Source organism: Pseudomonas sp. TAE6080, assembly GCF_018732265.1.
In the GTDB taxonomy this organism is placed as follows: Bacteria; Pseudomonadota; Gammaproteobacteria; order Pseudomonadales; family Pseudomonadaceae; genus Aquipseudomonas; species Aquipseudomonas brenneri.
Map to the genome: position 1 here is coordinate 1 of NZ_JAHIDY010000020.1, position 23,321 is coordinate 23,321.

The following is a 23,321-nucleotide window of genomic DNA, read 5'->3' on the forward strand; positions in this document are numbered from 1 at the left end:
CCCGATTTTCATCCGCTGCCACTTTTGCATCCTTACCAACGCCTAGCCAATTCCACAGTTTATTGATTGGGTCAGCCGCTTGTGCGTCTAGGTTCTGTTGCTCGGTGCGTGGAGTGGCGTTTTCGTTGGGGAGGGTGATGATTCCGTCAGCACCGCCAGCCGTACCAAGTTGCTGGGCGCGTTGCTCTGAGGTTTTCTCGGAGCCGTCAGCGTTCTTGCCTAGGAACTCACGAATAGCCCCAGCCGTCAGCTTGGTGAGTGCTGTATCGAAGTCCCGCATCGCGGCTTTCACTGGTTGCATGGCTTCAGCCAGCTCCTTGTGAGCTTTGATGTTGTCGTTAACCGCTGTCACAAGTTCAGCCTGACTGTTGAGGTTGTTGGCCGTCAGATAAGCTTGAGAGTCGTTCCGGTTCTGGTTTGCCTGAATGCTCTGCTGCTGCTTGGTGAGTGCGGGTTGGTTGTCGGCTACCAACATCTGTTGACTGCGATCTAGCACATCGCGAGTGAGGCCGCGTTTGGGCAGAGCCTTCATGAACGCCGCTTCCAGCTTCTTGGGATCGTTCATGTCTTTGAACTTGTTGGCCTCGCCCCAAGCTTTCAGGATGTAAGGACGTAGTAGCGGGTTGGCTTCGGTCAGAGTGTTGAGGTCTTCTGTATCGCCGTATCCTTTACCACGGATTTGTTGCTGCTGGATGTTGGAACGCTTCGCCTCTTCAGGTGTGAGCCCGGCGATACGGTACGCCTGCTGCTGCACTTCATACTGCTTCAGTACCTGATCTGCGTTCTTGCCCCGCTGCATTTCTGAGATGGCATATGTACGGAACATTTTGGCGTCATCGAGAGAGACAACCGCTCCATTATCCATGGAGATTTTCTCGTAACCTTTGCGCAGTTTGTCGACGTTCTGCTGATTCCCTTTCCCCATCTGAGAAAACAGATTGTTGTACTGCTCCGCTTCGCTGGTGGCATCTTGGCGAGCTTGTACGCGCTCACCAATCAAGCCGACAGCGCGAGTCAGGCCAGCGATAGCTGCACCGATACCACCAAGAGCGAGTAGGCCACCCATACCGCCAAGGCCAAGCCCCCCTGAGTTGCTTGGGGAGGTTTTGTTAGCCTGCCAATGTTGCTGGCGTTGCTGTGCCCACTGGAATCTCTGATCTTTCTGGGCTTGGGTCGCTGCTTTGGCCGCTGCCGCTTGTTTCATGCTTGCCATCTGAGCGTGGTGCTTGATGTTAGCTCTATGGGCTTGGCCTGCTGCCCGGTTGATCTGCTCCTGAATGCGTTGGGTCTTACTCATTGCCATCAAATGATTGGCATCAGCTCTTAGTGTGGTTGCACGAGTTTTGGCAACAATTGCTTCTAGGCGGGCGGTTTTGATCAGGGATGCTTTCAGGGCGTCCTGTGAGGCGAGCTGTTGCTTTGTGGTGCCGTTGGTCTTCAACTGCTGTGCATGGGCTTTGGCGGCAACTACAGCACCTTGTTGCTGGCTTCGCACAAGGCTGGATACAAGACGTTGTTGTTCTTTCGTGCCGGTGTAACTCAATTTCTGCTGAGATAGTTCAGCCGCGAACGTCAACCGTTTCTGGTTGGCCAAAGCAACTTCACTGCGTAGCTCTCGATTCAAGGCGTTGTTGAGTTTGCCTTTGGCTCTGTCGAGAGCAGTTGTGTCAACCTTCAACTTCAAAGTTTTGTTCATCGCGGCAGCAAGCTTGTTGTATTCTTCGCCAAACTTTGCCATGGTTTGTGTGCTGCGATTCATCAAGGCTTGGAAGCGTTGTAGTGGGGCGGTATTAACTTCAAATACTAGCCTGCCCGTCAGCCGTGCGATTTCCGCTTGGATACTCATTGTGGATTACCTTGCTGCTAGCATTCGAGATGCTGCCTGATGTGCTGTAGGGCTCACTACACTACCGCCCAATGTACGAATACCTTTCTGCGATTGATATTGGAGCATCAAAGCTGCGAGCGTCGTGGTTAGTTTCGTCTTGTTGCCACCCAAGTACAGTTGGTGTGCCCCTTCAAGATACTTGAGCTTCGCCGCTTCCTTATAGAAGTCATCAATGAGGCGGCGCACTGCCATTGTGGAAGAGATAGCAACGCACAAGCCATGTGATGTGGCAAACCAAAAGATGTGGTACTTAGGGCGGATGCCCATTCGTTGCTTTAGAAAGCGTGGAAGGAAGCGAGTGAACTTCAATACATTAACGCCGGGGCCAGCCATATAGACGCTAAACTGTTTTCCAGTTTCAAAGAGAGCGGCCAAGTGGTGTGGTGCTTGTCTTCTGAATGTTGCCATTAATGGGCTCCTTGTGTGTACGCTTCAGTTTTGATTTTGAGAGCTGAATAAAAATCAACTGCTAGGTTGAGCGTATACTCATCAAATTCCTTCATGAGTTGAAAGGCTCCGAGTTCACCGACAAGTCTCTCGTCTGGGTTGTTAGAGCAGATGGCAAAAATGAAAGCTAGTAGTTGGGATTGTTGTTGCTTGAGATGAATTTCTTGCACGGTTGTGGCTCCTGAGAAAGTAGGTGGTGTGTACTGGGTTGTGGGAAGTTGTTGGGGCGTAATGCCCCGAGATTGATTAGCGGTATTGGAATCCATTTTCATTGGCGCGTTTGAAGCGTGGGTTTGTTTGGCGTTCGATATCGGCTCGCACTTCCTCCAGAAGTTGGGCTCTACGTGCTGCCTCTCTTCGTTCAAACTCAGCGATAACTTCAGCTTCTCGCTGCTCTTGACGTTTTACCGCTGCGTTGTGTTGTTCGATTTCACGCTGGTATGCGGCTTCAGCTCTTGCACTGATCTGTGGAATATCAAGTTGGAAAATTGCTTCAGGCTTCTTAGCAACGAAGTCAAATGTACCTGTGGTCAGGATTTGAATTTCGTGCATCAAAGTCCAACCCTGTGCTTTCAGGTCCGCATACCTCTCAAAGGCTCCAGCCATAGAGCGACTATAGAAAACTGTACTTCCTGTTGGGCTAAGACTTCCTTCGTAAGCTGGCAGTCCTACACGGGCTTGCTCAATTGCTTGTGCAACATAAGCGGCCATTTCTGTTTTGTTTGCTTTGCGTTGTTCTATTTTCATCTGTAAAACTCCTATTGGTTTGTGTGGGTTGTTGGTTTGGAAAGAAGAATGTGGCCCGTAATTCCAGAGGCAAGCATTGCGCTTGCGATGCACAGGGCAAATGTTGCATAGGCTGGAATCATCAGCATTTTGCATAGCCTCCACCTAAGATCGTATTTGCAACATCATCACCAAAACGACTACGTGCCCAGTCTGCTAAGCGCTGACGGTAAACCATTCGGTTGATAGCGCCGGCTTTTGTATCTTCTTCAAGCTGAATGCGCTCTCTGTACTCTGCCGACTGTTGTTCGCTGCTCTTACCAATCACGATGGGGGTGGGGGTTTGGAAGTTGATATTGATTGTGAGGTTTTCTATATGAACCATGGGAAGTTTCCTTTTAGTAGTGTTGTGGTGGTTGTGTTGCTGGGTTGTGTTGCTGGCGTTGTCGCAGTCTTGCGGCTGCTTTCCGACAAGATTCACAGCAATACTGACTTCTGCAAGTTCGGGCTGTATAGCTGCGTAGGCAGTAGTTGCAAATTTCAGTCTTCATTGGCATTGTTCGTTGCCTCCTTCTTTTTCTTTCTTGTGAGAGCGCGCTGGCAACGTCTTGAGCAAGAGCGTCCTTTCGCGGTTAGTGCAACGAATGGAGTGCCGCAACACTCACAGTTTCGGGTAACAGGTCGCATGGGCTGGCCTCCATAATTATTGAATTGTTAGTTTTGGTGGTGGTGTTTTCTTTATGCGAGACGAAAAAATGGGCCATTTTATGGCCCGATTCTTTCTCGTCTTCCCACGATTTTCACAACAATAAGTTGCCTATTGCGGCCCAACCCAGAACTAGATTGGTCGCACCTGTAGGCAGGCAGTAGGGGATTAGGTTGTTGGTATCGCCATTCACCAACAAAGAATATGAACTCCCTCAAACCCAAGAGAGAGAGTTAGCTGTTGCGTCGAGGAAACGCAATGGAAATCTTTAAGGGGGGCCGGGAAAGGATAACCGGCGAAGATTAGGAGCGAAGTCCCAATCTGGAGAATTAGAAGAGTAGAGAAGTTTATCTTGTGCTCTTGGGTTATTGTACCATGGGATGGTGATCTGTCAATCCCTAAAGTTGCCAAATAGTCAACTAATTTAAACTAATTTATATTTAAGGCTCAATAGGGCTGGGCTATGGAAGTAGTACTGGTTGAGAAGTAGGCACTCGTACGATTTGGTCAGAAAACACGTACGAGGGGCGGTTTGTTGAGGAAATCCGATTGGATGAATGTATAGGGTTTCCGCTGATCATCACGCGCTTTCAATTCTGCGAGCAGTTCAGGTGGCAACTCATCCCAAGATTCAGTTTTCGCAAGGATCGCTCCTACCTCTGTCAGCTCACCTTGGATCACCTGAAGGTCAACATACTCGTCATACATTGCTTCAAAACGGATGTTGCTGCCCTTGTGCATCAGGTAGAACAGGAGGTTTACCGCTTCTTCACTGAACGGGGTGGGGACGGCGTTGCTCTTGCTCACCCAATACGTCTCATCCGTCCTGCCGTGCTTGCTTGCGAAGATGTGAAGACCCAATCTCTTGATGAGGTTGTTGGCAGCCACACGACCTTCGAACGACACTAGGTCCAGTTTCTCAAAGAAATTCTCCTTGCTCATCACCTTGTCCGCTGTCAGTTGCTCGGTCAGGGTTGTGCGTTCAGCTTCTAGCGTTCCAATGTTGGCTTCCAGCTCGTGAAGGAGTCTTGCAGTGATACGAGACGGAAACTCAGCGTGCGAAGCTTCTGCTTCCAACTGTTTGCTCTTGAGTTCTGCAATCCTGCCTTCAAGAATCTGAAGTGATTTTTGCAAACTGCCTGAGCTGTCTTGCACCAACGACAGGCTATCGACCTTTGTTAAAATCTCTTTGAATACTGCTTCAGTGCGTGGGGCGCTGATGATCCCTGCGTCACACATGCCCTTGGTAGTCTTGGAGCATTTGTAATACTTCCGGCCACGCTGCCCTTGGAGGTGGATGAGCGCTCCGCATTTGTAGCAGTACAGAATGCCAGCTAGTACGTTGAAGTTGGTGGTGGTCTTGGTGATGGTGTGGGTTTTGCGGGACGATCTAGCTGCATGGGCTAGGTAGAACTCATCCTCAGTCAGCACGGCAGGGAAGTAGCCCTTAATCGGCTCACCGTCTGGAGTTCTCTTGCCGTCTATGAAGATGTGAGGCTGATATTCGCCCAAAACTGCGCGACTACCGAGGATGTGACGCACGGTGCTGAAACCCCAAAGGCCGCTGAAGTTCTTCCTGCCAGCACTGAACGAGGCAACACCTTCTTGATTCAATGTTGCTGCAATGATGCGTGAGCCGTGGCCCTTGGTGGAAAGGTCGAAGATGCGGCGTACTACGGCGACGTTGGCAGGATTCAGCACGTAACCATCTGGCGTTACGTCTAGCCAGAGTGGGCGAAGCTTCCCGAGGGGCTTGCCAGTCTCGCGGGCTTCCTTCTGTTTATTGCGCCACGCTGAAGATACCCGACCTCCTTTCAGTGCTGACTCTTCATGGGCACGGGACATCGAGATAATCGAGATGATTAGATCAATCTCGTTGTAGTCCTTGGTGTACAGGCGGCGGTCAGTGCTGGTGTAAACGTTGATCCCTTTCGCCAGAAGATCAAGGAAGCGGGGCAGGGCGTCCCTCACCTTTTCACGTGAAAGACGGTCTAGAGATTCCACTACCAAATAGCTGCCCGGTGGGATTGTCCCGTCTTCAACGAAGCTCAGGAATCTAGCCAACTCGCCAGTATCGTCGAGGTGCTTACCCTTGAATGCCGAACGGCCTGCATCAAAGAATAGGTATTCACGAGGATCGGCCAGCTCAAGCTCGTACTCATCGCAAAACTTCTTCGCAGCTTTCACCTGCCTTGCGTAACTGTCGCCTGCTGACTGGCGTTCGCTGCTGAAGCGGATGTAGCTGAAGACCTTACCCATGACGCAACCTACCCGAAACTCTATGGTAGGTAATTGTAACAACACTTCTTGAACTTCTGCCCGCTGCCGCACAGGCAGGCATCATTGCGACTGGCCTTCACTTGTACCGTGGGATCAATGAAGTACCAGCGCCCATCGTTCTGTACGAAGGATGACTGTTCCCGGTGGCTGTGTTCTCCGGTGCTGTCATGCCAACGCGCGGTAAAGGTGACGAAGGCGTGTTCAGGCTGCCCGCCAAACACCTCGGAACTTTCCACTTCCAGGCCCAGCCAGGTGCTTTGGGCGCTCCAGGCACCGATGGCGTCACGGTCCAGGCCGCTCTGTTGCGCCGGTAGCGTGGTCGCCACCAGATAATCCACCAGCCCCAGCACATAGGCGCTGTAGCGCGAGCGCATCAACGCGGTGGCGCAGGGCGCGGGGTGGCCGGTGTGGTAATGGCCGCAGCAGGCGTCCAACAGGTTGCCGCTGCCGCAAGGGCAAATGGATGTACTCATGGTTACCACCAATACTTTCCGAAATTTTCCGGGTTGGCCCAGAACCGAGCGTTCAGCCAATCCGGTACTTGTTTGTATTCAAGCAGATCGTAGGTAAACAGCGTCAGTACCTGATTGTCGCGGCAAAAGTGCTCGCTGGTCTGTAGGGCCAGGGAGAAAAAGTCGGTGTCCTTCCAGCCGCAGGCAGCCAGGTCGGCGAGGACGGCGATGCGGCTCGCGTTCAGGTTGCGTACCCCGCCGAGCAACTCCAGCCCTGCACGTTTTGACAGGTGCTCCAGGCAGTCGACCACCAGGGCCAGGTCAAATCGCTGGGCGGCCAGTTCGCCAGGCAATGGTCCTGGCCCTGCGACGCAGACGACCGTATCAGGGTGTGCCTGCTTGAACGCATCCAGCGCCGGGAAGTGGCCGGCACCCAACACCAGCAGGCGTTTGGGGGCTTGTCGATCAAGCAGGGCAGCCAGTGCTTGCTGCGGCGTACGGGAAGAATTGCCGGCGGTCATCGAAGATCCTCACATCAGAACCGTGAAGACTAGCCTGCTTGAGCGTGCGGGCCTAGAGCGGGTGATGGCTTGTTGCTCGGTAAAAGCAGCCTGGGCCAATGAATACGGGCTTTTACGGGCTGGCGCAGATGAAAAGAGCGGTCTTTACTCCACCCATCGGCTTGCGGCCGATCCCCTCAGGAGAAATCAAATGAGCATCATGCGGACAGCTCTACCCTTGGTTCTGCTAACCGGAGTATTGACAGGTTGCGCAGGCTTGCAAAAAACCGACTGGCCCACCTGTGCAGCCCTCGGCGGCGTCACCGGTGCCGCGCTTGGCGCTACCGAAAGCTCGTCATGGGCCGGCGGCGGCGCGTTGCTGATTGGCGGGATGGCCGGCGCCTATTGCTGGGTGCATGGCGACGGTGACGAGGACGGCGATGGCGTACCGGACAGCCGTGACAAGTGCCCAGGCACCCCCCAAGGCGTGCAGGTCGATGCCAATGGCTGCCCGCCGGAACCTGAGGTGGTCGTCGTGGAAGAGGTAGTGGTGGTCAAGGAAGAGACCATCGTGATCCGTGACGTGCACTTCGAGTTCGATTCGGCCAGGCTCACGGCGGCCGATAAAACCAAGCTCGACACGATTGCCACGCGCCTCAAACAGGAAGCACCGAGTGCGCAACTGCGGGTCAGTGGGCATACCGACAGCGTCGGTAAAGACGCCTACAACCAGAAACTCTCGCAGAAGCGCGCACATTCGGTGACCGAGTACCTGGTCCACTCCGGCGTGCCCCGTAGCAACTTTGTGTCCGTGACCGGGGCCGGTGAGAGCCATCCGGTGGCCGACAATAAAACCGCTGACGGGCGAGCCCTGAACCGCCGCGTGGAAATCCAGATCAACCGCTAGGGCATTTGCGATATGCCCTTGGGTGGCTCCAAGGGCATTTCTGACAGCTGATTCCGACAAATCTCGGCGATCAGGACGCCAAGTTGTACGTTTCTCAAGTTTTTTAATCCTTCACTGGCAAATCGCCTGTAGAACTCGTTACTGTGCGCCCAAAGAATAATGAGCAAGGGGGCATGGGGCATGAAGCTGTTTTTGCGAGTGGGGAAGTTGCTGGCGTTGCTGTTCTGGGCGGTTGTATTGGTCAATCTGTTCAAACCACTGACCAATCCATTTCATCTGTTGGTCAACCTCGTCGGCAGCCTGCTGTTGCTGACCCATCTGCTGGAGTTGGTGTTATTCAACGCCAGCGTCAAACATCGTGCCCACCCCTGGCGTGACCGCCTGCTGATCCTGTTGCTGGGGATGTTCCATATAAAGAGCCTGCCTGCGCCTACGGCTGTTGATGATCAAGACAACAAGGATGCCAATCATGCGTAAGGTTTTTCTCCTGGCCCTGCTGGTCAGCCCCATTGCCCTGGCCGAAAGCGTCAGTGTCGAGACTCACTCGTTGCTGCGCCTGCCCAACAGCACCAGCGTGCTGCAGTTGGAGCGCCTGGAAGTGGCCGACTACGGCACCTTGTTGATTCCGGCGAATATCACACAGGTCACTGTCGACGAACTGCATCTGGGGCGAGAGGCACGGATTGCCATCGTGCCCAGCGCCTCGGCCCTGCAATTGCAGGTGCGGCATGCGCAGTTGGAGCATGGCAGCCAGATCACTTCCCGTGGCGCACCCGGCACCCATGAAAAACCGGCCAAACCGGGGCGTGACCTGACCTTGCGGATCGCCCAGTTGAGCGCGGATGAACTGTCGGTCGATGCCCGTGGGGGCACGGGTGCCCAAGGCTATGCCGGCCTGGATGGCGCCAATGGCGAAGACCCGGGTTGCACCTGGGGTTCGGCCGGGCGTGGTGCCAATGGTGACAACGGCGGCGACGGGCTGCCAGGCGCTGCGGGTGCGGCAGTGCGCATCGAGTTGCCGCAGGATTATCCGCGCGAGCAGATCAAAGTCTGGGTTGATGGCGGTGCTGGCGGCTTGCCAGGTGTTGCCGGCAAGCCGGGCAAGGGCGGGCAGTCCAAGGGCTGCCTGGTGTACCGCGCCGATGGGGGCGAGAAGGGCCGGCCGGGGTTGGAAGGGCAGGCTGGGCCGGCGGGGCCTGCTGGTTCAGTGACTATCCAGCGGCTTTGAGCTATCGGCACTGGCCCCATCGCGGACAAGCTGATCGCATTCCAATGTGGGAGCGGGCTTGCCCGCGATGAGGCCCTGAAGAACACCCTTAGAACATCGGCCGAGCCGAGGCAATCGCCACCACCACCAACCCGACAATCAGATTGATCCCTACCAACTTTCGGATTCTTCCCAGCACCTGCGCGCCCGTCGCCCAGTCCTCGGCTGCCACAGCCGTGCGCAGTTCAGGCAGTTGCAACGCCTGGATCCGGATAAACAGCGCCGTCATCACCACATACAACCCCATCATCACCTGCACATAACGCGGTGCGGTTTCAAACCCGCTGAAGCGCAGTTGCAATAGGCCGACGCCACTGATCGGCAAGATCAGCACCGCCACCCAGACCCACACGAAAAAACGCGGAAACACATTCGTCCACAGTTTCAACCGCGCCGGCCCCTCAAGCGCCGCCACAGCGGCCGGGCGCAGGATCATCCAGGCGAAAAACATACCACCGACCCATACCAGGGCGGCCAATACATGCAGGGTGTAGGCAAGGCTAAAGACGGTCATTGAGGTACTCCGTTCTGCGCGGGATTAATTAGCGGGGTATGATAGCGGCCGATCCGAACCACTGAAAATTTATCCAGCGTTTTTTGCGCCCGACTATCCATGATCAGCACTGAACTCAAAACCACGATCCAGGGCGCCTACTCGCGTTTTCTCGAAGCCAAGAGCTTGAAACCGCGCTACGGCCAGCGCCTGATGATCGCCGAAGTGGCCAAGGTCCTCGGGGATATCGACACCGACGACGAAGGCCGGCGCAGCGGCGACCCCGCGGTCGTGGCCGTCGAGGCCGGTACCGGTACCGGCAAGACCGTGGCCTACAGCCTGGCGGCGATTCCCACCGCCAAGGCCGCCGGCAAGCGCCTGGTGATTGCCACCGCCACCGTGGCCCTGCAAGAGCAGATCGTCTACAAAGACTTGCCGGACCTGATGCGCAACAGCGGCCTGAGCTTTACCTTCGCCCTGGCCAAGGGCCGTGGCCGCTATATGTGCCTGTCCAAGCTGGATGTGTTGCTGCAGGAAGGCCATGCGCAAACCGCCACGGCCTCGCTGTTCGAAGAAGAAGGCTTCAAGATCGAAGTCGATGAGGCCAGCCAGAAGCTGTTTACCAGCATGATCGAGAAACTGGCCGGCAATAAATGGGATGGCGACCGCGACAGCTGGCCCAATGCCCTGGAAGACGCCGACTGGGCGCGCCTGACCACCGATCATAGCCAGTGCACCAACCGTCATTGCCCCAACTTCGGCCAGTGCGCCTTCTACAAGGCCCGCGAAGGCATGGGCAAGGTTGACGTGATTGTCACCAACCACGATATGGTCCTCGCCGACCTGGCCCTGGGTGGCGGCGCGGTGCTGCCTGACCCGCGCGACACGCTGTACGTGTTCGACGAAGGCCACCACTTGCCGGACAAAGCCATCGGCCACTTCGCCCACTACACCCGCCTGCGTTCCACTGCCGATTGGCTGGAAACCACCGCCAAGAACCTCACCAAGCTGCTGGCCCAGCATCCGTTGCCGGGCGACCTGGGCAAGCTGATCGAACAGGTGCCGGAGCTGGCGCGGGAGATCAAGACCCAGCAACAGTTCATGTTCAGCGCCTGCGAGCAGGTGGCGGACTTCAAGCCCGGCGAAGACGTTGAAGGCCGCGAACGGCCACGCCATCGCTTCGTTGGCGGGCTGATCCCCGAGCATATGCGCGAGATGGGCGTCGAGTTGAAGAAGGGTTTTTCGCGCCTGACCGATTTATTCACTCGCCTGACCGACCTGCTCAAGGAAGGCATGGACGGCGAGGTCAATATTGGCATCGCCAGCAACCAGGCCGAGGAGTGGTATCCGCTGTTTGGCAGCCTGCTGTCCCGTGCCCAGGGCAACTGGGAGTTGTGGACCGCCTTCACCGTCGAAGACCCGGAAGACAATCCGCCCATGGCCCGCTGGCTGACGCTGTCGGAGAGTGGTGCGTTGTTCGATATCGAAGTCAACGCGAGCCCGATCCTTGCGGCGGAAATGCTCCGGCGAAACCTGTGGAACGTGGCCTATGGCGCCTTGGTGACCTCGGCCACCCTGACTGCCCTCGGGACCTTCGACCGGTTCCGCATGCGTGCCGGCCTGCCGAAAAAAGCCGTCACTGCCGTGGTGCCCAGCCCGTTCCATCATGCCGATGCTGGCGTGTTGCGGGTGCCGGACCTCAAGGCCGACCCACGGGATGCGCCGGCCCATACCGCGGCAATCATTCGTGACCTGCCGTCGCTGGTGGAGGGTTCCAAAGGCACGCTGGTGCTGTTCTCGTCACGCAAACAGATGCAGGACGTGTTCGACGGCCTTGACCGCGACTGGCGCAAGCAGGTGTTTATCCAGGGCAACCTGTCGAAACAGGAAACCCTGAACAAGCACAAGGCGCGGGTCGATGGTGGGGACTCCAGTGTGCTGTTCGGCCTGGCGAGTTTCGCCGAAGGTGTCGACTTGCCCGGGGCTTACTGCGAACACGTGGTGATCGCCAAAATCCCGTTCTCGGTGCCGGACGATCCGGTCGAGGCCGCACTGGCCGAATGGATCGAAGCCCGCGGAGGCAATCCGTTCATGGAAATCTCGGTGCCGGATGCCTCGTTGAAACTGGTCCAGGCCTGTGGTCGCTTGCTGCGTACCGAAGAGGACCGGGGCACCATCACCTTGCTCGACCGCCGCCTGGTCACCCAGCGCTATGGCAAGGCTATCCTGAATGCCCTGCCGCCTTTCCGGCGCGAAATTTCTTAATCCACAGTGGGCGATTTCGCCCACTTCGTGGTCTATCTCATGTATGTCATCAGGCCATTCACCGGCCGAATTGGGAGAACCTTGTTCGTATGATTCGCACGCTGCCTGCTCTTTTTGCCCTGTTGTTCGCTGCGCCATTGCTGGCCGCGCCAGCCGGGCAACAGACGCTGTTCAACTTTGTCCGGCCGGCCGACGTGGTCAAGGTGGCGACCCAGGACGCCAGCCTGCCGCAATACAATGCCGAACAGACCCCGGAGGGCGAGGTGCTGCGCCGCATCACCTTCAACCCGGCGGCGGAACCGAGCCTGGTGCTCAGCCCGCAGAACGGCGTGTGGGACTGGTCGCAATCGAGTGCCATGAGCCTGCGTATCCAGAGCGCGATGGACTGGGCGCTGACGTTGTACGTCAAGGTGCAGAGCAGCGACGGCAAGACTCTGGTCAGCCGTATTGATTTGCCTGCGGGGCCTGCGCAAACCCTGCTGGTGCCGCTGCAAGCCAACTCGCCCTTGAGCCAGGGCATGAAGGCCGGGCCGCCGATGCCGATCACCGTGGACGGTCAGCGCGTGATGCTGGCCGGCAGTGCGGGTGAAATCGATCGCAGCCAGGTGGTTTCGGTCACCCTGTCGATGATCAAGCCGGTTGCAGCGCAAAGCATCCTGCTGGAACGCTTTGGCGTGCAGGACAGCGAACCAGTACTCAAGGCCGCCTACAGTGAGCTGGTCGATGCCTATGGGCAGTCCAACCGTGCGCGCTGGCCGGAAAAAGTCAGCAGCGACGAGCAGTTGAAAGCCGCTGCCGCCAAGGAGCAGCAACAGCTCAAGGGCTGGCTTGCGGAACATGACAAGGCCGCCCTGGACAAGTTTGGCGGCAGCACCAAGGGCCCGGCCTTTGAGGCCAGCGGTTTCTTCCGCACCCAGAAGCGTGACGGGCGCTGGTACCTGGTGACACCGCTGGGGCATCCGTTCTACTCCCTGGGCGTCAACACCGTGACCCCGGACAACAGCCAGACTTACGTTGCGGGGCGTGAATGGATGTTTGGCGCACTGCCCAAGGCGGATGAGCCCTTCGACAAGTATTACGGCAGCGGCGACAACCGTGGTGGCAATGGTGCCGATGTGGGGCGCGGCTTTAATGTGGGGCGCTGGTACGATTTCTACGGTGCCAACCTGCAACGTACTTATGGCACCGAAGGTTTCGACCAGGCCCGCTGGCTCGGCCACACCCTGGACCGCTTGCAAGCCTGGGGTTTCAACACGGTCGGCAACTGGAGCGCCCCGCAATTGGGTGACGCTGATCGCGTGCCTTACACCATGCCCCTGTCGATCATTGGCGACTACACCAGCATCAGCACCGGTATCGATTGGTGGGGCGGCATGCCCGACCCCTTCGACCCGCGCTTTGCCATGGCCACCGAGCGGGCCGTGGCGATCGCCACCCGTGACCATCGCGACGATCCCTGGTTGATTGGCTTCTTTGCCGATAACGAGCTGGCGTGGGCCGGTCCCGGCGACGATGCGAAATCCCGCTACGCCTTGGCCTACGGCACCCTGCGCATGACCACGGATGTCCCGGCCAAGCGTGCGTTCCTCAAGCAACTGCGCGACAAGTACCGCAACGAAGAGGGCCTTTCCAAAGCCTGGGGCATCCACCTGGCTGGCTGGGAATTGATGGAAGATCCAGGTTTCGAACCGCCGGTTCCGAACGCCGAGCACCCGGAAATCGAGGCCGACTTCCAGTATTTCCAGAAAACCTTCGCCGACACCTACTTCAAGACCATCTCCGATGCGTTGAAATGGCATGCGCCCAACCAGTTGCTGCTGGGGGGCCGCTATGCGGTCAGTACCCCGGAGGCCGTGGCGTCCTGCGCCCAATATTGCGATGTGTTGAGCTTCAATATGTACACCCTGACCCCTCAGGACGGCTACGACTTTGCGGCCTTGCGCGCACTGGACAAACCCGTGTTGATCACCGAGTTCAACGTTGGCTCGGCCGACCGTGGCCCGTTCTGGGGCGGTGTGACGCAATTGGCCAGGGAAGAGGCGCGCGGCCCGGCCTATGCGACCTTCCTCAAACAGGCCATGGCCGAGCCGTCGATTGTCGGCGTGCACTGGTTCCAGTACCTCGACCAGCCGGTGACCGGGCGTTTGCTGGACGGTGAAAATGGTCACTTCGGCCTGGTGGGGATCACCGACGTGCCGTTCCAGGGCTTCGTCGACAGTGTGCGTAAAAGCAACCTGGCGGCGATCCGGCAGTTGGGCCGGGAGGCCGAAAAAGCCAAGGCGGCAGCGGGTTCCCAAACCCCGTAATGACTGGAACAATGGGCGCCACTTTACGTAGGTCTTTTCCGAGGGGGATGCAGGTGCAGATTCAGGGTCATTACGAGCTTCAATTCGAAGCGGTGCGTGAAGCCTTCGCCGCACTGTTTGACGACCCTCAGGAGCGCGGCGCGGCGCTGTGTGTGCAGATTGGCGGCGAAACCGTCCTCGATCTGTGGGCCGGCACTGCCGATAAGGATGGTGCCGAGGCGTGGCACAGCGACACCATCGCCAACTTGTTCTCCTGCACCAAGACATTCACCGCCGTTGCCGCTCTGCAACTGGTTGCCGAAGGTAAATTGCAGTTGGACGCCCCGGTTGCCAACGACTGGCCGGAATTTGCCGCTGCCGGCAAGGAAAGCATCACCCTGCGCCAACTGCTGTGCCATCAGGCCGGGTTACCAGCGCTGCGCGAAACATTGCCCGCCGAGGCCTTGTATGACTGGCCCTTGATGACGGCGGCCCTGGCTGCCGAGGCCCCTTGGTGGACGCCCGGTGAAGGCCATGGTTACGCTGCTATCACCTATGGCTGGCTGGTCGGTGAGCTGCTGCGCCGCGCGGATGGGCGAGGGCCGGGAGAGTCGATTGTGGCCCGGGTTGCCCGGCCGCTGGGCCTGGACTTTCATGTCGGGTTGGCGGACGAGGAGTTTTATCGTGTAGCCCACATTGCCAGGAGCAAAGGCAATATGGGCGATGAGGCAGCCCAGCGCTTGTTGCAGGTCACCCTGCGTGAGCCGGCGGCAATGAGCACCCGGGCGTTTACCAATCCGCCTTCTATACTAACCAGCACTAACAAACCCGAGTGGCGTCGTATGCAGCAGCCTGCGGCAAATGGGCATGGCAATGCGCGCAGTTTGGCCGGCTTTTATAGTGGTTTGTTGGATGGAAGTTTGTTGGAAGCCGATATGCTTGAACAATTGACCCGTGAGCACAGTATCGGGCCGGATAAAACCTTATTGACGCAAACCCGTTTTGGCCTGGGCTGCATGTTGGATCAGCCTGGCGTACCCAATGCAACGTTTGGCCTTGGCCCACGTGCATTTGGGCATCCTGGAGCCGGAGGCTCGGTGGGATTTGCCGATCCGGAACATGATGTAGCATTTGGTTTTGTGACCAATACTCTGGGGCCGTATGTACTTATGGACCCGCGTGCGCAAAAGTTGGTAAGAATATTGGCCGGTTGTCTGTAAATAGCTTGCTGTCTGGTGTTTTTTTGTTAAAAAGGCACCTACAAAAGGCGCTGGAAAAGTATTGTTACTTTAAACTTCGTGAAGCGTCTGTTTAACGGGTCATTCAGACCCCTGTATTTTCTCATTTTGTGGATATCTCATGTTATCGAACAAGTCCTTGGCACTGGCGCTCTGCCTCACTCTTACTGGCTGTGCACAAACTCCACAAAATGATGCGTCTGGCGAGCATTGGTGGGCATTCGGGTTCGACAAGTCGGCGGCCAAGGATGTTACTGCCAAAACCGATGCCAAGGCGGCTGATGCAAAGGCTGACCTCAAGGCTGACCTCAAGGCTGATCTGAAGGCGGCCACACCTGCCCCGACGACTGCCCCGGTGGTCGCGAAGACTGAAACCGGCACCAAATGGTGGTGGCCGTTCGAAAGCAAGCCAAAACCCCTGAGCAAAGTCGATGTGACCAACATCCCGATGCCAGATCCGAAAATCACCCAAGCCTGGCTGGACGACTATGAGCCGCGCCTGCGGGCAGCGATCAAAGGCAGCAACCTGCAACTGGAACGTCGCGACAGCGTGCTGGTGGTGATCGCCCCGGTCGATGGCTCCTACAACCCGAAACGCCCGGCGATGCTGCTGCCAGTGACCCTGGGTCCGTTCACCCGTGTAGCCAAGGCCGTTGAAAGCGATCCCAAGACCGCCGTGCTGGTACTGGGCCACATCGACACCGTACAAAACCAGCCCCTGACCAAGGAACGTGCCCAGTCCATTGCGTCGATCTTCAGCCTCAGTGGCTTGAAGCAGGATCGCCTGATGTTGCGTGGCATGGGTGACCTGATGCCTCGCGCCGCCAACGACAGTACCCAGGGCCGCGCCTTGAACCGTCGCATGGAAATCATGTTCACCCAGCGCACCACCATGCTGGCACTGCTGAGCAAGTACAACTCGCCAAACCCGCCGAAGCCTGAACTGGTTGCGGTACAGGACGTAGTTGCCCCAGCGCCGGTCGCCAAGAAAGCCACTGCCGCCAAGAAAGCACCTGCCAAGAAGGCCGCCGCCAAGCCCGCCGCGAAAAAAACGGCCGCCAAGCCCGCTGCGAAAAAGCCGGTTGCCGCCAAGGCTGCAGCACCTGCGAAAAAAGTAGCAGCAAACGACCAGGTAAAAAACTGAGCAGTTGAGCAAGAAGGATAAAGCCGCATGACCCAGGCACTGGCTGATATGCGCCGTGACTACACACGGGACGGTTTGAGCGAGGCCCAGGCCCCGGACGAGCCGTTTGCCTTGTTCCACCAGTGGTTTGCCGATGCAGTCAAGACCGAGCAACCACCGGTGGAGGCCAACGCCATGACCCTGGCGACCGTGGACCAGGAGGGCCGTCCGCACTGCCGAATCCTGCTGCTCAAGGGCCTGGACGCCCAGGGTTTTACCTTCTTTACCAACTACCAGAGCGCCAAGGGTGAGCAATTGGCGGCACGCCCCTTTGCTGCCATGACATTCTTCTGGCCGACCCTGGAGCGCCAGGTGCGCATCGAGGGCCGGGTGGTCAAGGTCACGCCCCAGGAGTCGGACGCCTACTATCAGGTGCGTCCGCTGGGCAGCCGGATTGGTGCCTGGGCATCACCCCAGAGCCGGGTGATTCGGGATCGCGAAGAGTTGCAGGACCTGCTCAAGGCCACCGAGCAACGCTTCAGCGATACCCAGCCGGATTGCCCTGAGCATTGGGGCGGCTATCGCCTGCTGCCGGAGCGCATCGAGTTCTGGCAGGGCAGAACCAGCCGTTTGCATGATCGCTTGAACTATCGTTTGCAGGGGGCCGACTGGACCCGCGAGCGACTGGCGCCCTGAAGACATCACACGTGTAGGCGCCGGCAAGCGGGCTCCTACACGTCCTTCACTAAGAAGCTTCTACTCTGTGGCGTTGACCACATATTGCCGGGCTGCATCCTCCAGCCACTGCGGCAAATCCTTACGCTTGACCTTCTCAACCTTGGCGCGGTCCAACTGTTGCAGCATATAGATACGCTTGCGCTGATCGTCTCCTGCCAGGGACAACGCAAGGTCGCGGTCTATCCAGCGCTTGATCCGTCGGTACAGCCACCAGTGGAAATACAGGCCGGCGGCGGTAGTCGCTACAATAATGAAGTAGTCCATGAAATTCCTTGTCTGGGTGCAGGTGCTACCGTTCGTCGATTTTCGCGATACAGCCTGTCTGTACTGGGGCTGAATGAAAGCAATTTTCTCCGGGCCGTGTCGTGACAGGCGTCAAGCAGCGGAGTCTAATAAAGATATGTCCTTTGGAGTTGATGCTATGCGTAAGTCTGTTCTGCTGGTTGCCTGCTTTACCACCATGTCATTGCTGCTGGGTGGCTGCGCCTCCAGCCTGACCGGCGACTCGTACTCCCGTGACGAAGCCCGTCGTGTACAGAGCGTGCGCATGGGCACCATCGAGTCCCTGCGTCCGGTCAAGATCGAAGGCACCAAGACCCCAATCGGTGGCGCAGCGGGTGCAGTTATCGGTGGTGTGGGCGGTAGTGCCATCGGTGGCGGTCGTGGCAGCATCGTGACGGCCGTTATCGGCGCCGTGGCTGGCGGCCTGCTGGGCTCGGCCACCGAAGAAGGCCTGACCCGCACCCAGGGTGTTGAAATCACCGTACGCGAAGACGACGGCAGCATGCGCGCCTACGTCCAGGCTGTGCAGGAAAACGAAATCTTCCGCATCGGCGACCGCGTGCGCATCATGACCGTTGATGGGACCAGCCGCGTTACCCGTTAAGGGTTGGCAGGCGGTAAAAGAAAAACCCCGACCGGGTGACCGGGCGGGGTTTTTTATTGCGTGCTCAGTCTTTGAGCGTGCAAGAGCGCATTACGCGTTGACCGGCGCCTGCTTGCGACTGGCCATCGCCGTCACGGCATAACCAATCAGTGCCGCCAGGATCGATCCGGTGAGAATGCCCATCCGGTCCATCCCGGCATATTCGCTACTGCCCGGCACGAACGCCAGCGAGCCGACAAACAGGCTCATGGTAAAGCCAATGCCACACAGGATGGCCACGCCCATGACCTGGCCCCAATTGGCGCCGGTCGGCAGGGCCGCAAGGCCGGTTTTCACCGCGAGCCAGGTCAGGCCATACACACCGACGGTCTTGCCCACCAGCAGGCCTGCGGCGATACCCATTGGTACATGGTGGGTGAAGCTCTCCAGGTTGACGCCCGTCAGGGATACGCCGGCGTTGGCAAAGGCGAACAGTGGCAGGATGCCGTACGCCACCCAGGGATGCAGGGCATGTTCCAGTCCCAGCAGGGGCGACGGCTCGGCGTTCTTGGTGCGCAGCGGAATGCAGAACGCCAGGGTGACGCCAGCCAGGGTCGCGTGAACACCGCTCTTGAGTACGCAGACCCACAGGATCAGGCCGATGATCAGATACGGCCCGAGCTTCACCACCCCCAGGCGGTTCATGGCGATCAAGGCGACAAGACAGGCGCCGGCACCTGCCAGCGACGCGGTGGACAGGTCGCCGGAGTAGAAAATCGCGATGACGATGATGGCGCCCAGGTCATCGATGATCGCCAGGGTCATCAGGAACAGTTTCAGCGACACCGGTACACGCTTGCCCAGCAGCGCCAATACCCCGAGGGCAAAGGCGATATCGGTGGCCATCGGGATGGCCCAGCCGCCCAGGGCGGCCGGGTTATCCTTGTTCAGCGCCCAGTAGATCAGCGCCGGCACCACCATGCCGCCAATGGCCGCAGCGCCTGGCAGCACAACCTGGGAAGGTTTGGACAGGTGGCCGTCGAGCAACTCGCGCTTGACCTCCAGGCCGATCAGCAGGAAGAACAGGGCCATCAGGCCATCATTGATCCACAGCAGCGAGGGCTTGGCGATTTGCAGGGCGCCGATCTGGACGGCGACGGGCACTTCAAGAAAGCTGTTATAGAACGAGGACAGCGGCGAATTGTTGATGATCAGGGCCAAGGCGGCTGCAGCGATCAGTAACAGACCGCTGGCCGCTTCGAGCTGGAAGAAACGGGTAAACGTGCTACGCAGAGGCAAGGGATGCTCTCCAATCAAAGTTCAATAGGGGCGTACCCTAACCCGTACTGTTAGTTGTTAAAACAAAAGTTATATTCTTTTTTGTTATATAAAAGCGCCGTTGTATGGATTGCGTCAAAGCCTGGCAATTATGTATCGAATTGAGTCATGACTGTATCTGTGTGCAGTGTAGGAAACACCCTAAGATCAAGCCTGAAAACTTAATGGAACTTGAGCATGAGCGACCACCGTCCGTGGGCCCGAGAGGCCATCCGCATTATTGAAGCGGACTTCCAGCGCAGCGCCGACACCCACCTGATCCCACTACCGTTGCCGGGTTTGCCGGGGATCGAGTTGTATTTCAAGGACGAGTCCAGCCACCCCACCGGGAGCCTGAAGCACCGGCTGGCCCGTTCCTTGTTCCTGTATGCCCTGTGCAATGGCTGGCTCAAGCCGGGCGCGCCAGTGATCGAAGCCTCCAGCGGATCGACGGCGATCTCCGAGGCGTACTTTGCGCGCTTGTTGGGCCTGCCGTTCATTGCGGTGATGCCGGCCACCACCTCCCAGGAAAAGATTGCGCAGATCGCCTTTTACGGCGGCAAGAGCCACCTGGTGCAAGATCCCACGCAGATCTACGCCGAATCCGAGCGCCTGGCGCAGGAAAGCGGCGGGCACTTCATGGATCAGTTCACCTACGCCGAACGGGCCACTGACTGGCGGGCGAACAACAATATTGCCGAATCGATCTTCCAGCAGTTGCGCTTCGAGCGGCATCCAGAGCCGAGCTGGCTGATTTCCAGCCCGGGTACCGGCGGTACCACCGCAACCCTCGGGCGTTATGTGCGTTATCGCCAGCATTGCACCCGGGTGTTGTGCGCCGACGCCGAGCGTTCGGTGTTCTTTGAGTACTACCAGAGCGGTGATGCCAGCTTGCGCCTGGACTGCGGTTCGCGGATCGAGGGCATCGGCCGGCCACGGGTAGAGGCGTCGTTCCTGCCCAAGGTGATCGATGCGATGGTCAAGGTGCCGGATGCCTTGTCGCTGGCGGCCATGCATTATCTGGCGCAACGCTTGGGACGGCGGGTCGGGGGTTCCAGCGGCACCAACCTGATTGGCGCATTGATTGCCGCGCAGCAGATGCAGGCGGCAGGGGAGTCGGGGTCTATCGTGGCGATTCTGTGTGATGGGGGCGAGCGTTATGCCACGACCTATTACGACGATGCGTGGCTGGTCGGGCAGGGGTATGAACTGGAAGAGCTGATTGACGCGGTGGCTGCCACTGTCGAGCGGGGCGAGCCATTGCCGGACAGCGTCCTGCGCGCCAATATCTAAAACCTGTGTATGGAAACCATTGTGGGAGCCGGGCAAGCCCGGCTCCCACAATAGAGAGGGGTCGTTTACGAGTGAACTGTCAGGCCTCGATACCGAGGATGTTGCGCGCCACGGCTTCGGCAATCCGAATCCCGTCAACGCCTGCCGACAGGATCCCACCGGCGTAACCGGCGCCTTCGCCGGCCGGGAACAGGCCTTTGACATTCAAACTCTGCATCGACGCGTCACGGGTGATCCGCAGCGGCGACGAGGTGCGAGTCTCGATCCCGGTCAGTACTGCGTCATGCAGCGAGTAGCCCTTGATCTGCTTCTCAAAGGCCGGCAGCGCTTCGCGGATGGCCTCGATGGCAAAGTCTGGCAAGGCCAGGGCCAAATCACCGAGGGCTACACCTGGCTTGTAGGACGGTTCTACAGTGCCAATGGTGGTGGACGGCTTGCCGGCGATGAAATCACCGACCAGTTGCGCCGGCGCTTCGTAGTTGCTGCCGCCAAGGATGAACGCGTGGGATTCCAGGCGCTCCTGCAACTCGATCCCGGCCAGCGGGCCGCCCGGATAGTCCACTTCCGGGGTGATACCGACCACGATCCCAGAGTTGGCATTGCGTTCGTTACGCGAGTACTGGCTCATGCCATTGGTCACGACCCGATTCGGCTCGGAGGTGGCCGCCACCACCGTACCGCCCGGGCACATGCAGAAGCTGTACACCGAACGGCCGTTCTTGGCGTGGTGCACCAACTTGTAGTCGGCTGCGCCCAGTTTCGGGTGCCCGGCATACTTGCCCAGGCGTGCGGCGTCGATCAGCGATTGTGGGTGTTCGATGCGAAAACCCACCGAAAACGGCTTGGCTTCCATGTACACGCCACGACCGTGGAGCATGCGGAAAGTGTCGCGGGCGCTGTGGCCGAGAGCAAGGATCACGTGCTTGGAGAGGATCTGCTCGCCACCCTCGACCACCACGCCATTCAACTGGCCATCTTCGATCAGCACGTCGGTGACCCGCTGTTCGAAACGCACCTCACCGCCCAGGGCGATGATCTGCTGGCGCATGTTTTCCACCACGCCGGTCAGGCGGAAGGTGCCGATGTGCGGTTTGCTGACGTAGAGGATTTCATCCGGCGCGCCGGCCTTGACGAACTCATGCAAGACCTTGCGCCCGTGGAATTTCGGGTCCTTGATCTGGCTGTAGAGCTTGCCGTCGGAAAAGGTCCCGGCGCCGCCCTCGCCGAACTGCACGTTGGACTCGGGATTGAGTACGCTTTTGCGCCACAGGCCCCAGGTGTCCTTGGTGCGCTGGCGCACTTCGCGGCCGCGTTCGAGGATGATCGGCTTGAAACCCATCTGCGCCAGCAGCAACCCGGCAAAGATCCCGCAAGGGCCGAAACCGACAACGATGGGCCGCTCGCTCAGGCCGGCCGGGGCCTGGCCCACGACCTTGTAGCTGACATCGGGCGCGGCATTGATATTGCGGTCGTCGGCGAACTTGAGCAGCAGGGCGGCTTCACCCTTGACCTCAAGGTCGACGGTGTAGATGAAGCACAGCTCCGACGATTTCTTGCGCGCGTCGTAGCTGCGTTTGAACAGGGTGAAATCGAGCAGATCATCACTGGCGATGCCCAGGCGCTGCACGATGGCAGGCCGCAGGTCTTCTTCGGGATGGTCGATGGGCAGCTTGAGTTCGGTGATTCGTAGCATGACAGGATCCGATATGCGGCGTTTGGTAGGGCCGGCGGTTTTGCAAACCGGCGATTATAAGCCCCAACGGCGCTTTCCCGTCATGCTAAAACAGCGCAGGGCCGAATCAGTCGTCCCGTGAGCCGCCAAATGCCGCGCAGCCACGCTGCACCTGACCGTTGATCCGAAGTTCGGCGCTCATGTGTTGCAGGCTGCCGCTGACGCTGTCGATGCAGCGCTGGGGCGCGACCCACAGTTCAATCTGCTGGCCGTTGGCTTCGGTGGTGAGGTTGAAGCGGCCATCACCCAGTTGCTCTTCCACATAAGGCACCGGCAAGGGGGGCTGGCCTTCACGTTGCAGGACCATGCCCTTGTTGGTGACGTTCAGTGCCCAGGCCGGCTTGTGGCCATTGGCGCGCAGGATCATGCGCTTGAAGTCCGGGTCGTCACAGGCCGAGGTCGAGCGTTCGACGCGGTACAGCTGTTGCAACTCCACCTGGCCCTGGGTGCCGCTGGCGACCCCGGAGAACTTGCCGCGCAAGTCGGCAAACAATGCCCCTTGCTGGCCGGCCAGGGACGCTGCTTCCTGGAGGATGCTGGTGCCGCCGGTATCGTTGACCACGTAGTTGCGCTGGTCGTTACAGGGCTGGAACAGCAACTTGTCGCCGATGGCCGTCAACTCGCCTTGCATGCGAGTCAGGCCCGCGGTGGAGGGTGTGGCCGGATCGCGTTCAAACACCTGGCAGGCGGCGAACAGGGGCAGCAGGGCAAACAGAGCAAACAGAGCAAGGATACGGGCGGCAAGCATTATCGGGTCTCCTGATAAGTGTCGCCACGTTACGCAGGCTGGCGCTGCATC

Annotated in this window: 23 protein-coding genes; 10 read left to right on the forward strand and 13 right to left on the reverse strand. The window is 58.4% G+C overall.

Annotation, left to right across the window (positions count from 1 at the left end):
• The 8 genes from KL786_RS16045 to KL786_RS16080 form a co-directional block, all read right to left on the reverse strand.
• Positions 1–1,846: hypothetical protein (locus KL786_RS16045; RefSeq protein WP_215518247.1), on the reverse strand; the 1,846-nt coding region annotated here is incomplete at its 3' end.
• 6 nt (positions 1,847–1,852) lie between these two features.
• Positions 1,853–2,296 carry a hypothetical protein gene (locus KL786_RS16050; RefSeq protein ID WP_215518248.1) on the reverse strand — a complete coding sequence of 148 codons (444 nt, stop codon included), beginning with the start codon at positions 2,294–2,296 and terminating at the stop codon, positions 1,853–1,855.
• On the reverse strand, positions 2,296–2,505 hold the full coding sequence (locus KL786_RS16055; protein WP_215518249.1) for a hypothetical protein: 210 nt from the start codon (positions 2,503–2,505) through the stop codon (positions 2,296–2,298). The genes KL786_RS16050 and KL786_RS16055 overlap by 1 nt, the downstream gene beginning before the upstream one ends.
• A gap of 76 nt (positions 2,506–2,581) precedes the next feature.
• Positions 2,582–3,082, reverse strand: a complete 501-nt coding sequence (locus KL786_RS16060; protein WP_215518250.1) for a hypothetical protein — start codon at positions 3,080–3,082, stop codon at positions 2,582–2,584.
• A 121-nt stretch (positions 3,083–3,203) separates the two neighbouring features.
• Positions 3,204–3,446 carry a hypothetical protein gene (locus KL786_RS16065; protein WP_215518251.1) on the reverse strand — a complete coding sequence of 81 codons (243 nt, stop codon included), beginning with the start codon at positions 3,444–3,446 and terminating at the stop codon, positions 3,204–3,206.
• 828 nt (positions 3,447–4,274) lie between these two features.
• The gene (locus tag KL786_RS16070; protein ID WP_215518252.1) at positions 4,275–6,026 is read right to left on the reverse strand and encodes a recombinase family protein; all 1,752 of its coding nucleotides are present in this window, start codon (positions 6,024–6,026) and stop codon (positions 4,275–4,277) included.
• A 20-nt stretch (positions 6,027–6,046) separates the two neighbouring features.
• Complete coding sequence (locus tag KL786_RS16075) at positions 6,047–6,520, reverse strand: YchJ family protein (protein ID WP_215518253.1); 474 nt, start codon at positions 6,518–6,520, stop codon at positions 6,047–6,049.
• 2 nt (positions 6,521–6,522) lie between these two features.
• Positions 6,523–7,020 (reverse strand): DUF6231 family protein, encoded by a 498-nt coding sequence (locus KL786_RS16080; protein WP_032858119.1) that lies wholly within the window; start codon positions 7,018–7,020, stop codon positions 6,523–6,525.
• Positions 7,021–7,210: 190 nt separating this feature from the next.
• Here KL786_RS16080 and KL786_RS16085 point away from each other — a divergent pair, with 190 nt between their 5' ends.
• The 3 genes from KL786_RS16085 to KL786_RS16095 all read left to right on the forward strand — a co-directional run bounded on the left by KL786_RS16085 (position 7,211) and on the right by KL786_RS16095 (position 9,134).
• Complete coding sequence (locus tag KL786_RS16085; protein ID WP_215518254.1) at positions 7,211–7,906, forward strand: PA1041 family peptidoglycan-binding anchor lipoprotein; 696 nt, start codon at positions 7,211–7,213, stop codon at positions 7,904–7,906.
• 180 nt (positions 7,907–8,086) lie between these two features.
• Positions 8,087–8,383 (forward strand): DUF1145 domain-containing protein, encoded by a 297-nt coding sequence (locus KL786_RS16090; protein WP_032858117.1) that lies wholly within the window; start codon positions 8,087–8,089, stop codon positions 8,381–8,383.
• Positions 8,376–9,134 (forward strand): collagen-like domain-containing protein, encoded by a 759-nt coding sequence (locus KL786_RS16095; RefSeq protein WP_215518255.1) that lies wholly within the window; start codon positions 8,376–8,378, stop codon positions 9,132–9,134. Before KL786_RS16090 ends, KL786_RS16095 begins: the two co-directional genes overlap by 8 nt.
• Positions 9,135–9,222: 88 nt before the next feature.
• Here KL786_RS16095 and KL786_RS16100 read toward each other — a convergent pair whose 3' ends face one another.
• Positions 9,223–9,687 (reverse strand): CopD family protein, encoded by a 465-nt coding sequence (locus tag KL786_RS16100; protein ID WP_215518256.1) that lies wholly within the window; start codon positions 9,685–9,687, stop codon positions 9,223–9,225.
• A 99-nt stretch (positions 9,688–9,786) separates the two neighbouring features.
• Here KL786_RS16100 and dinG point away from each other — a divergent pair, with 99 nt between their 5' ends.
• The 5 genes from dinG to pdxH all read left to right on the forward strand — a co-directional run bounded on the left by dinG (position 9,787) and on the right by pdxH (position 17,273).
• Positions 9,787–11,931, forward strand: coding sequence for an ATP-dependent DNA helicase DinG (dinG, locus tag KL786_RS16105; protein WP_032858113.1), 2,145 nt, complete (start codon positions 9,787–9,789; stop codon positions 11,929–11,931).
• 89 nt (positions 11,932–12,020) lie between these two features.
• Complete coding sequence (locus tag KL786_RS16110; protein ID WP_421526702.1) at positions 12,021–14,237, forward strand: beta-galactosidase; 2,217 nt, start codon at positions 12,021–12,023, stop codon at positions 14,235–14,237.
• A gap of 53 nt (positions 14,238–14,290) precedes the next feature.
• The gene (locus KL786_RS16115; protein ID WP_215518257.1) at positions 14,291–15,436 is read left to right on the forward strand and encodes a serine hydrolase domain-containing protein; all 1,146 of its coding nucleotides are present in this window, start codon (positions 14,291–14,293) and stop codon (positions 15,434–15,436) included.
• Between the two features lie 139 nt (positions 15,437–15,575).
• Positions 15,576–16,598, forward strand: a complete 1,023-nt coding sequence (locus KL786_RS16120; RefSeq protein WP_215518258.1) for an OmpA family protein — start codon at positions 15,576–15,578, stop codon at positions 16,596–16,598.
• Between the two features lie 27 nt (positions 16,599–16,625).
• On the forward strand, positions 16,626–17,273 hold the full coding sequence (gene pdxH, locus KL786_RS16125; protein WP_065943359.1) for a pyridoxamine 5'-phosphate oxidase: 648 nt from the start codon (positions 16,626–16,628) through the stop codon (positions 17,271–17,273).
• A 60-nt stretch (positions 17,274–17,333) separates the two neighbouring features.
• Here pdxH and KL786_RS16130 read toward each other — a convergent pair whose 3' ends face one another.
• A complete protein-coding gene (locus KL786_RS16130) occupies positions 17,334–17,579 on the reverse strand; it encodes a hypothetical protein (protein ID WP_215518259.1) in 246 nt (81 codons plus the stop codon).
• 157 nt (positions 17,580–17,736) lie between these two features.
• On the opposite strand from KL786_RS16130, the gene KL786_RS16135 reads away from it, so the two are divergent.
• Positions 17,737–18,201, forward strand: coding sequence for an outer membrane lipoprotein (locus KL786_RS16135; RefSeq protein WP_029297142.1), 465 nt, complete (start codon positions 17,737–17,739; stop codon positions 18,199–18,201).
• A gap of 90 nt (positions 18,202–18,291) precedes the next feature.
• Here KL786_RS16135 and nhaA read toward each other — a convergent pair whose 3' ends face one another.
• Positions 18,292–19,479, reverse strand: coding sequence for a Na+/H+ antiporter NhaA (gene nhaA, locus KL786_RS16140; protein WP_215518260.1), 1,188 nt, complete (start codon positions 19,477–19,479; stop codon positions 18,292–18,294).
• 216 nt (positions 19,480–19,695) lie between these two features.
• Between nhaA and KL786_RS16145 the strand changes: the two genes are divergently transcribed.
• Positions 19,696–20,790, forward strand: coding sequence for a PLP-dependent cysteine synthase family protein (locus tag KL786_RS16145; protein ID WP_215518261.1), 1,095 nt, complete (start codon positions 19,696–19,698; stop codon positions 20,788–20,790).
• Positions 20,791–20,869: 79 nt separating this feature from the next.
• Here the strand turns inward: KL786_RS16145 and KL786_RS16150 are convergent, their stop codons facing one another.
• Together KL786_RS16150 and KL786_RS16155 are read right to left on the reverse strand one after the other, a co-directional pair.
• On the reverse strand, positions 20,870–22,483 hold the full coding sequence (locus KL786_RS16150) for an NAD(P)/FAD-dependent oxidoreductase (RefSeq protein ID WP_215518262.1): 1,614 nt from the start codon (positions 22,481–22,483) through the stop codon (positions 20,870–20,872).
• Between the two features lie 106 nt (positions 22,484–22,589).
• Positions 22,590–23,270, reverse strand: coding sequence for a COG3650 family protein (locus tag KL786_RS16155; RefSeq protein ID WP_215518263.1), 681 nt, complete (start codon positions 23,268–23,270; stop codon positions 22,590–22,592).
• Between the last annotated feature and the right edge of the window lie 51 nt (positions 23,271–23,321).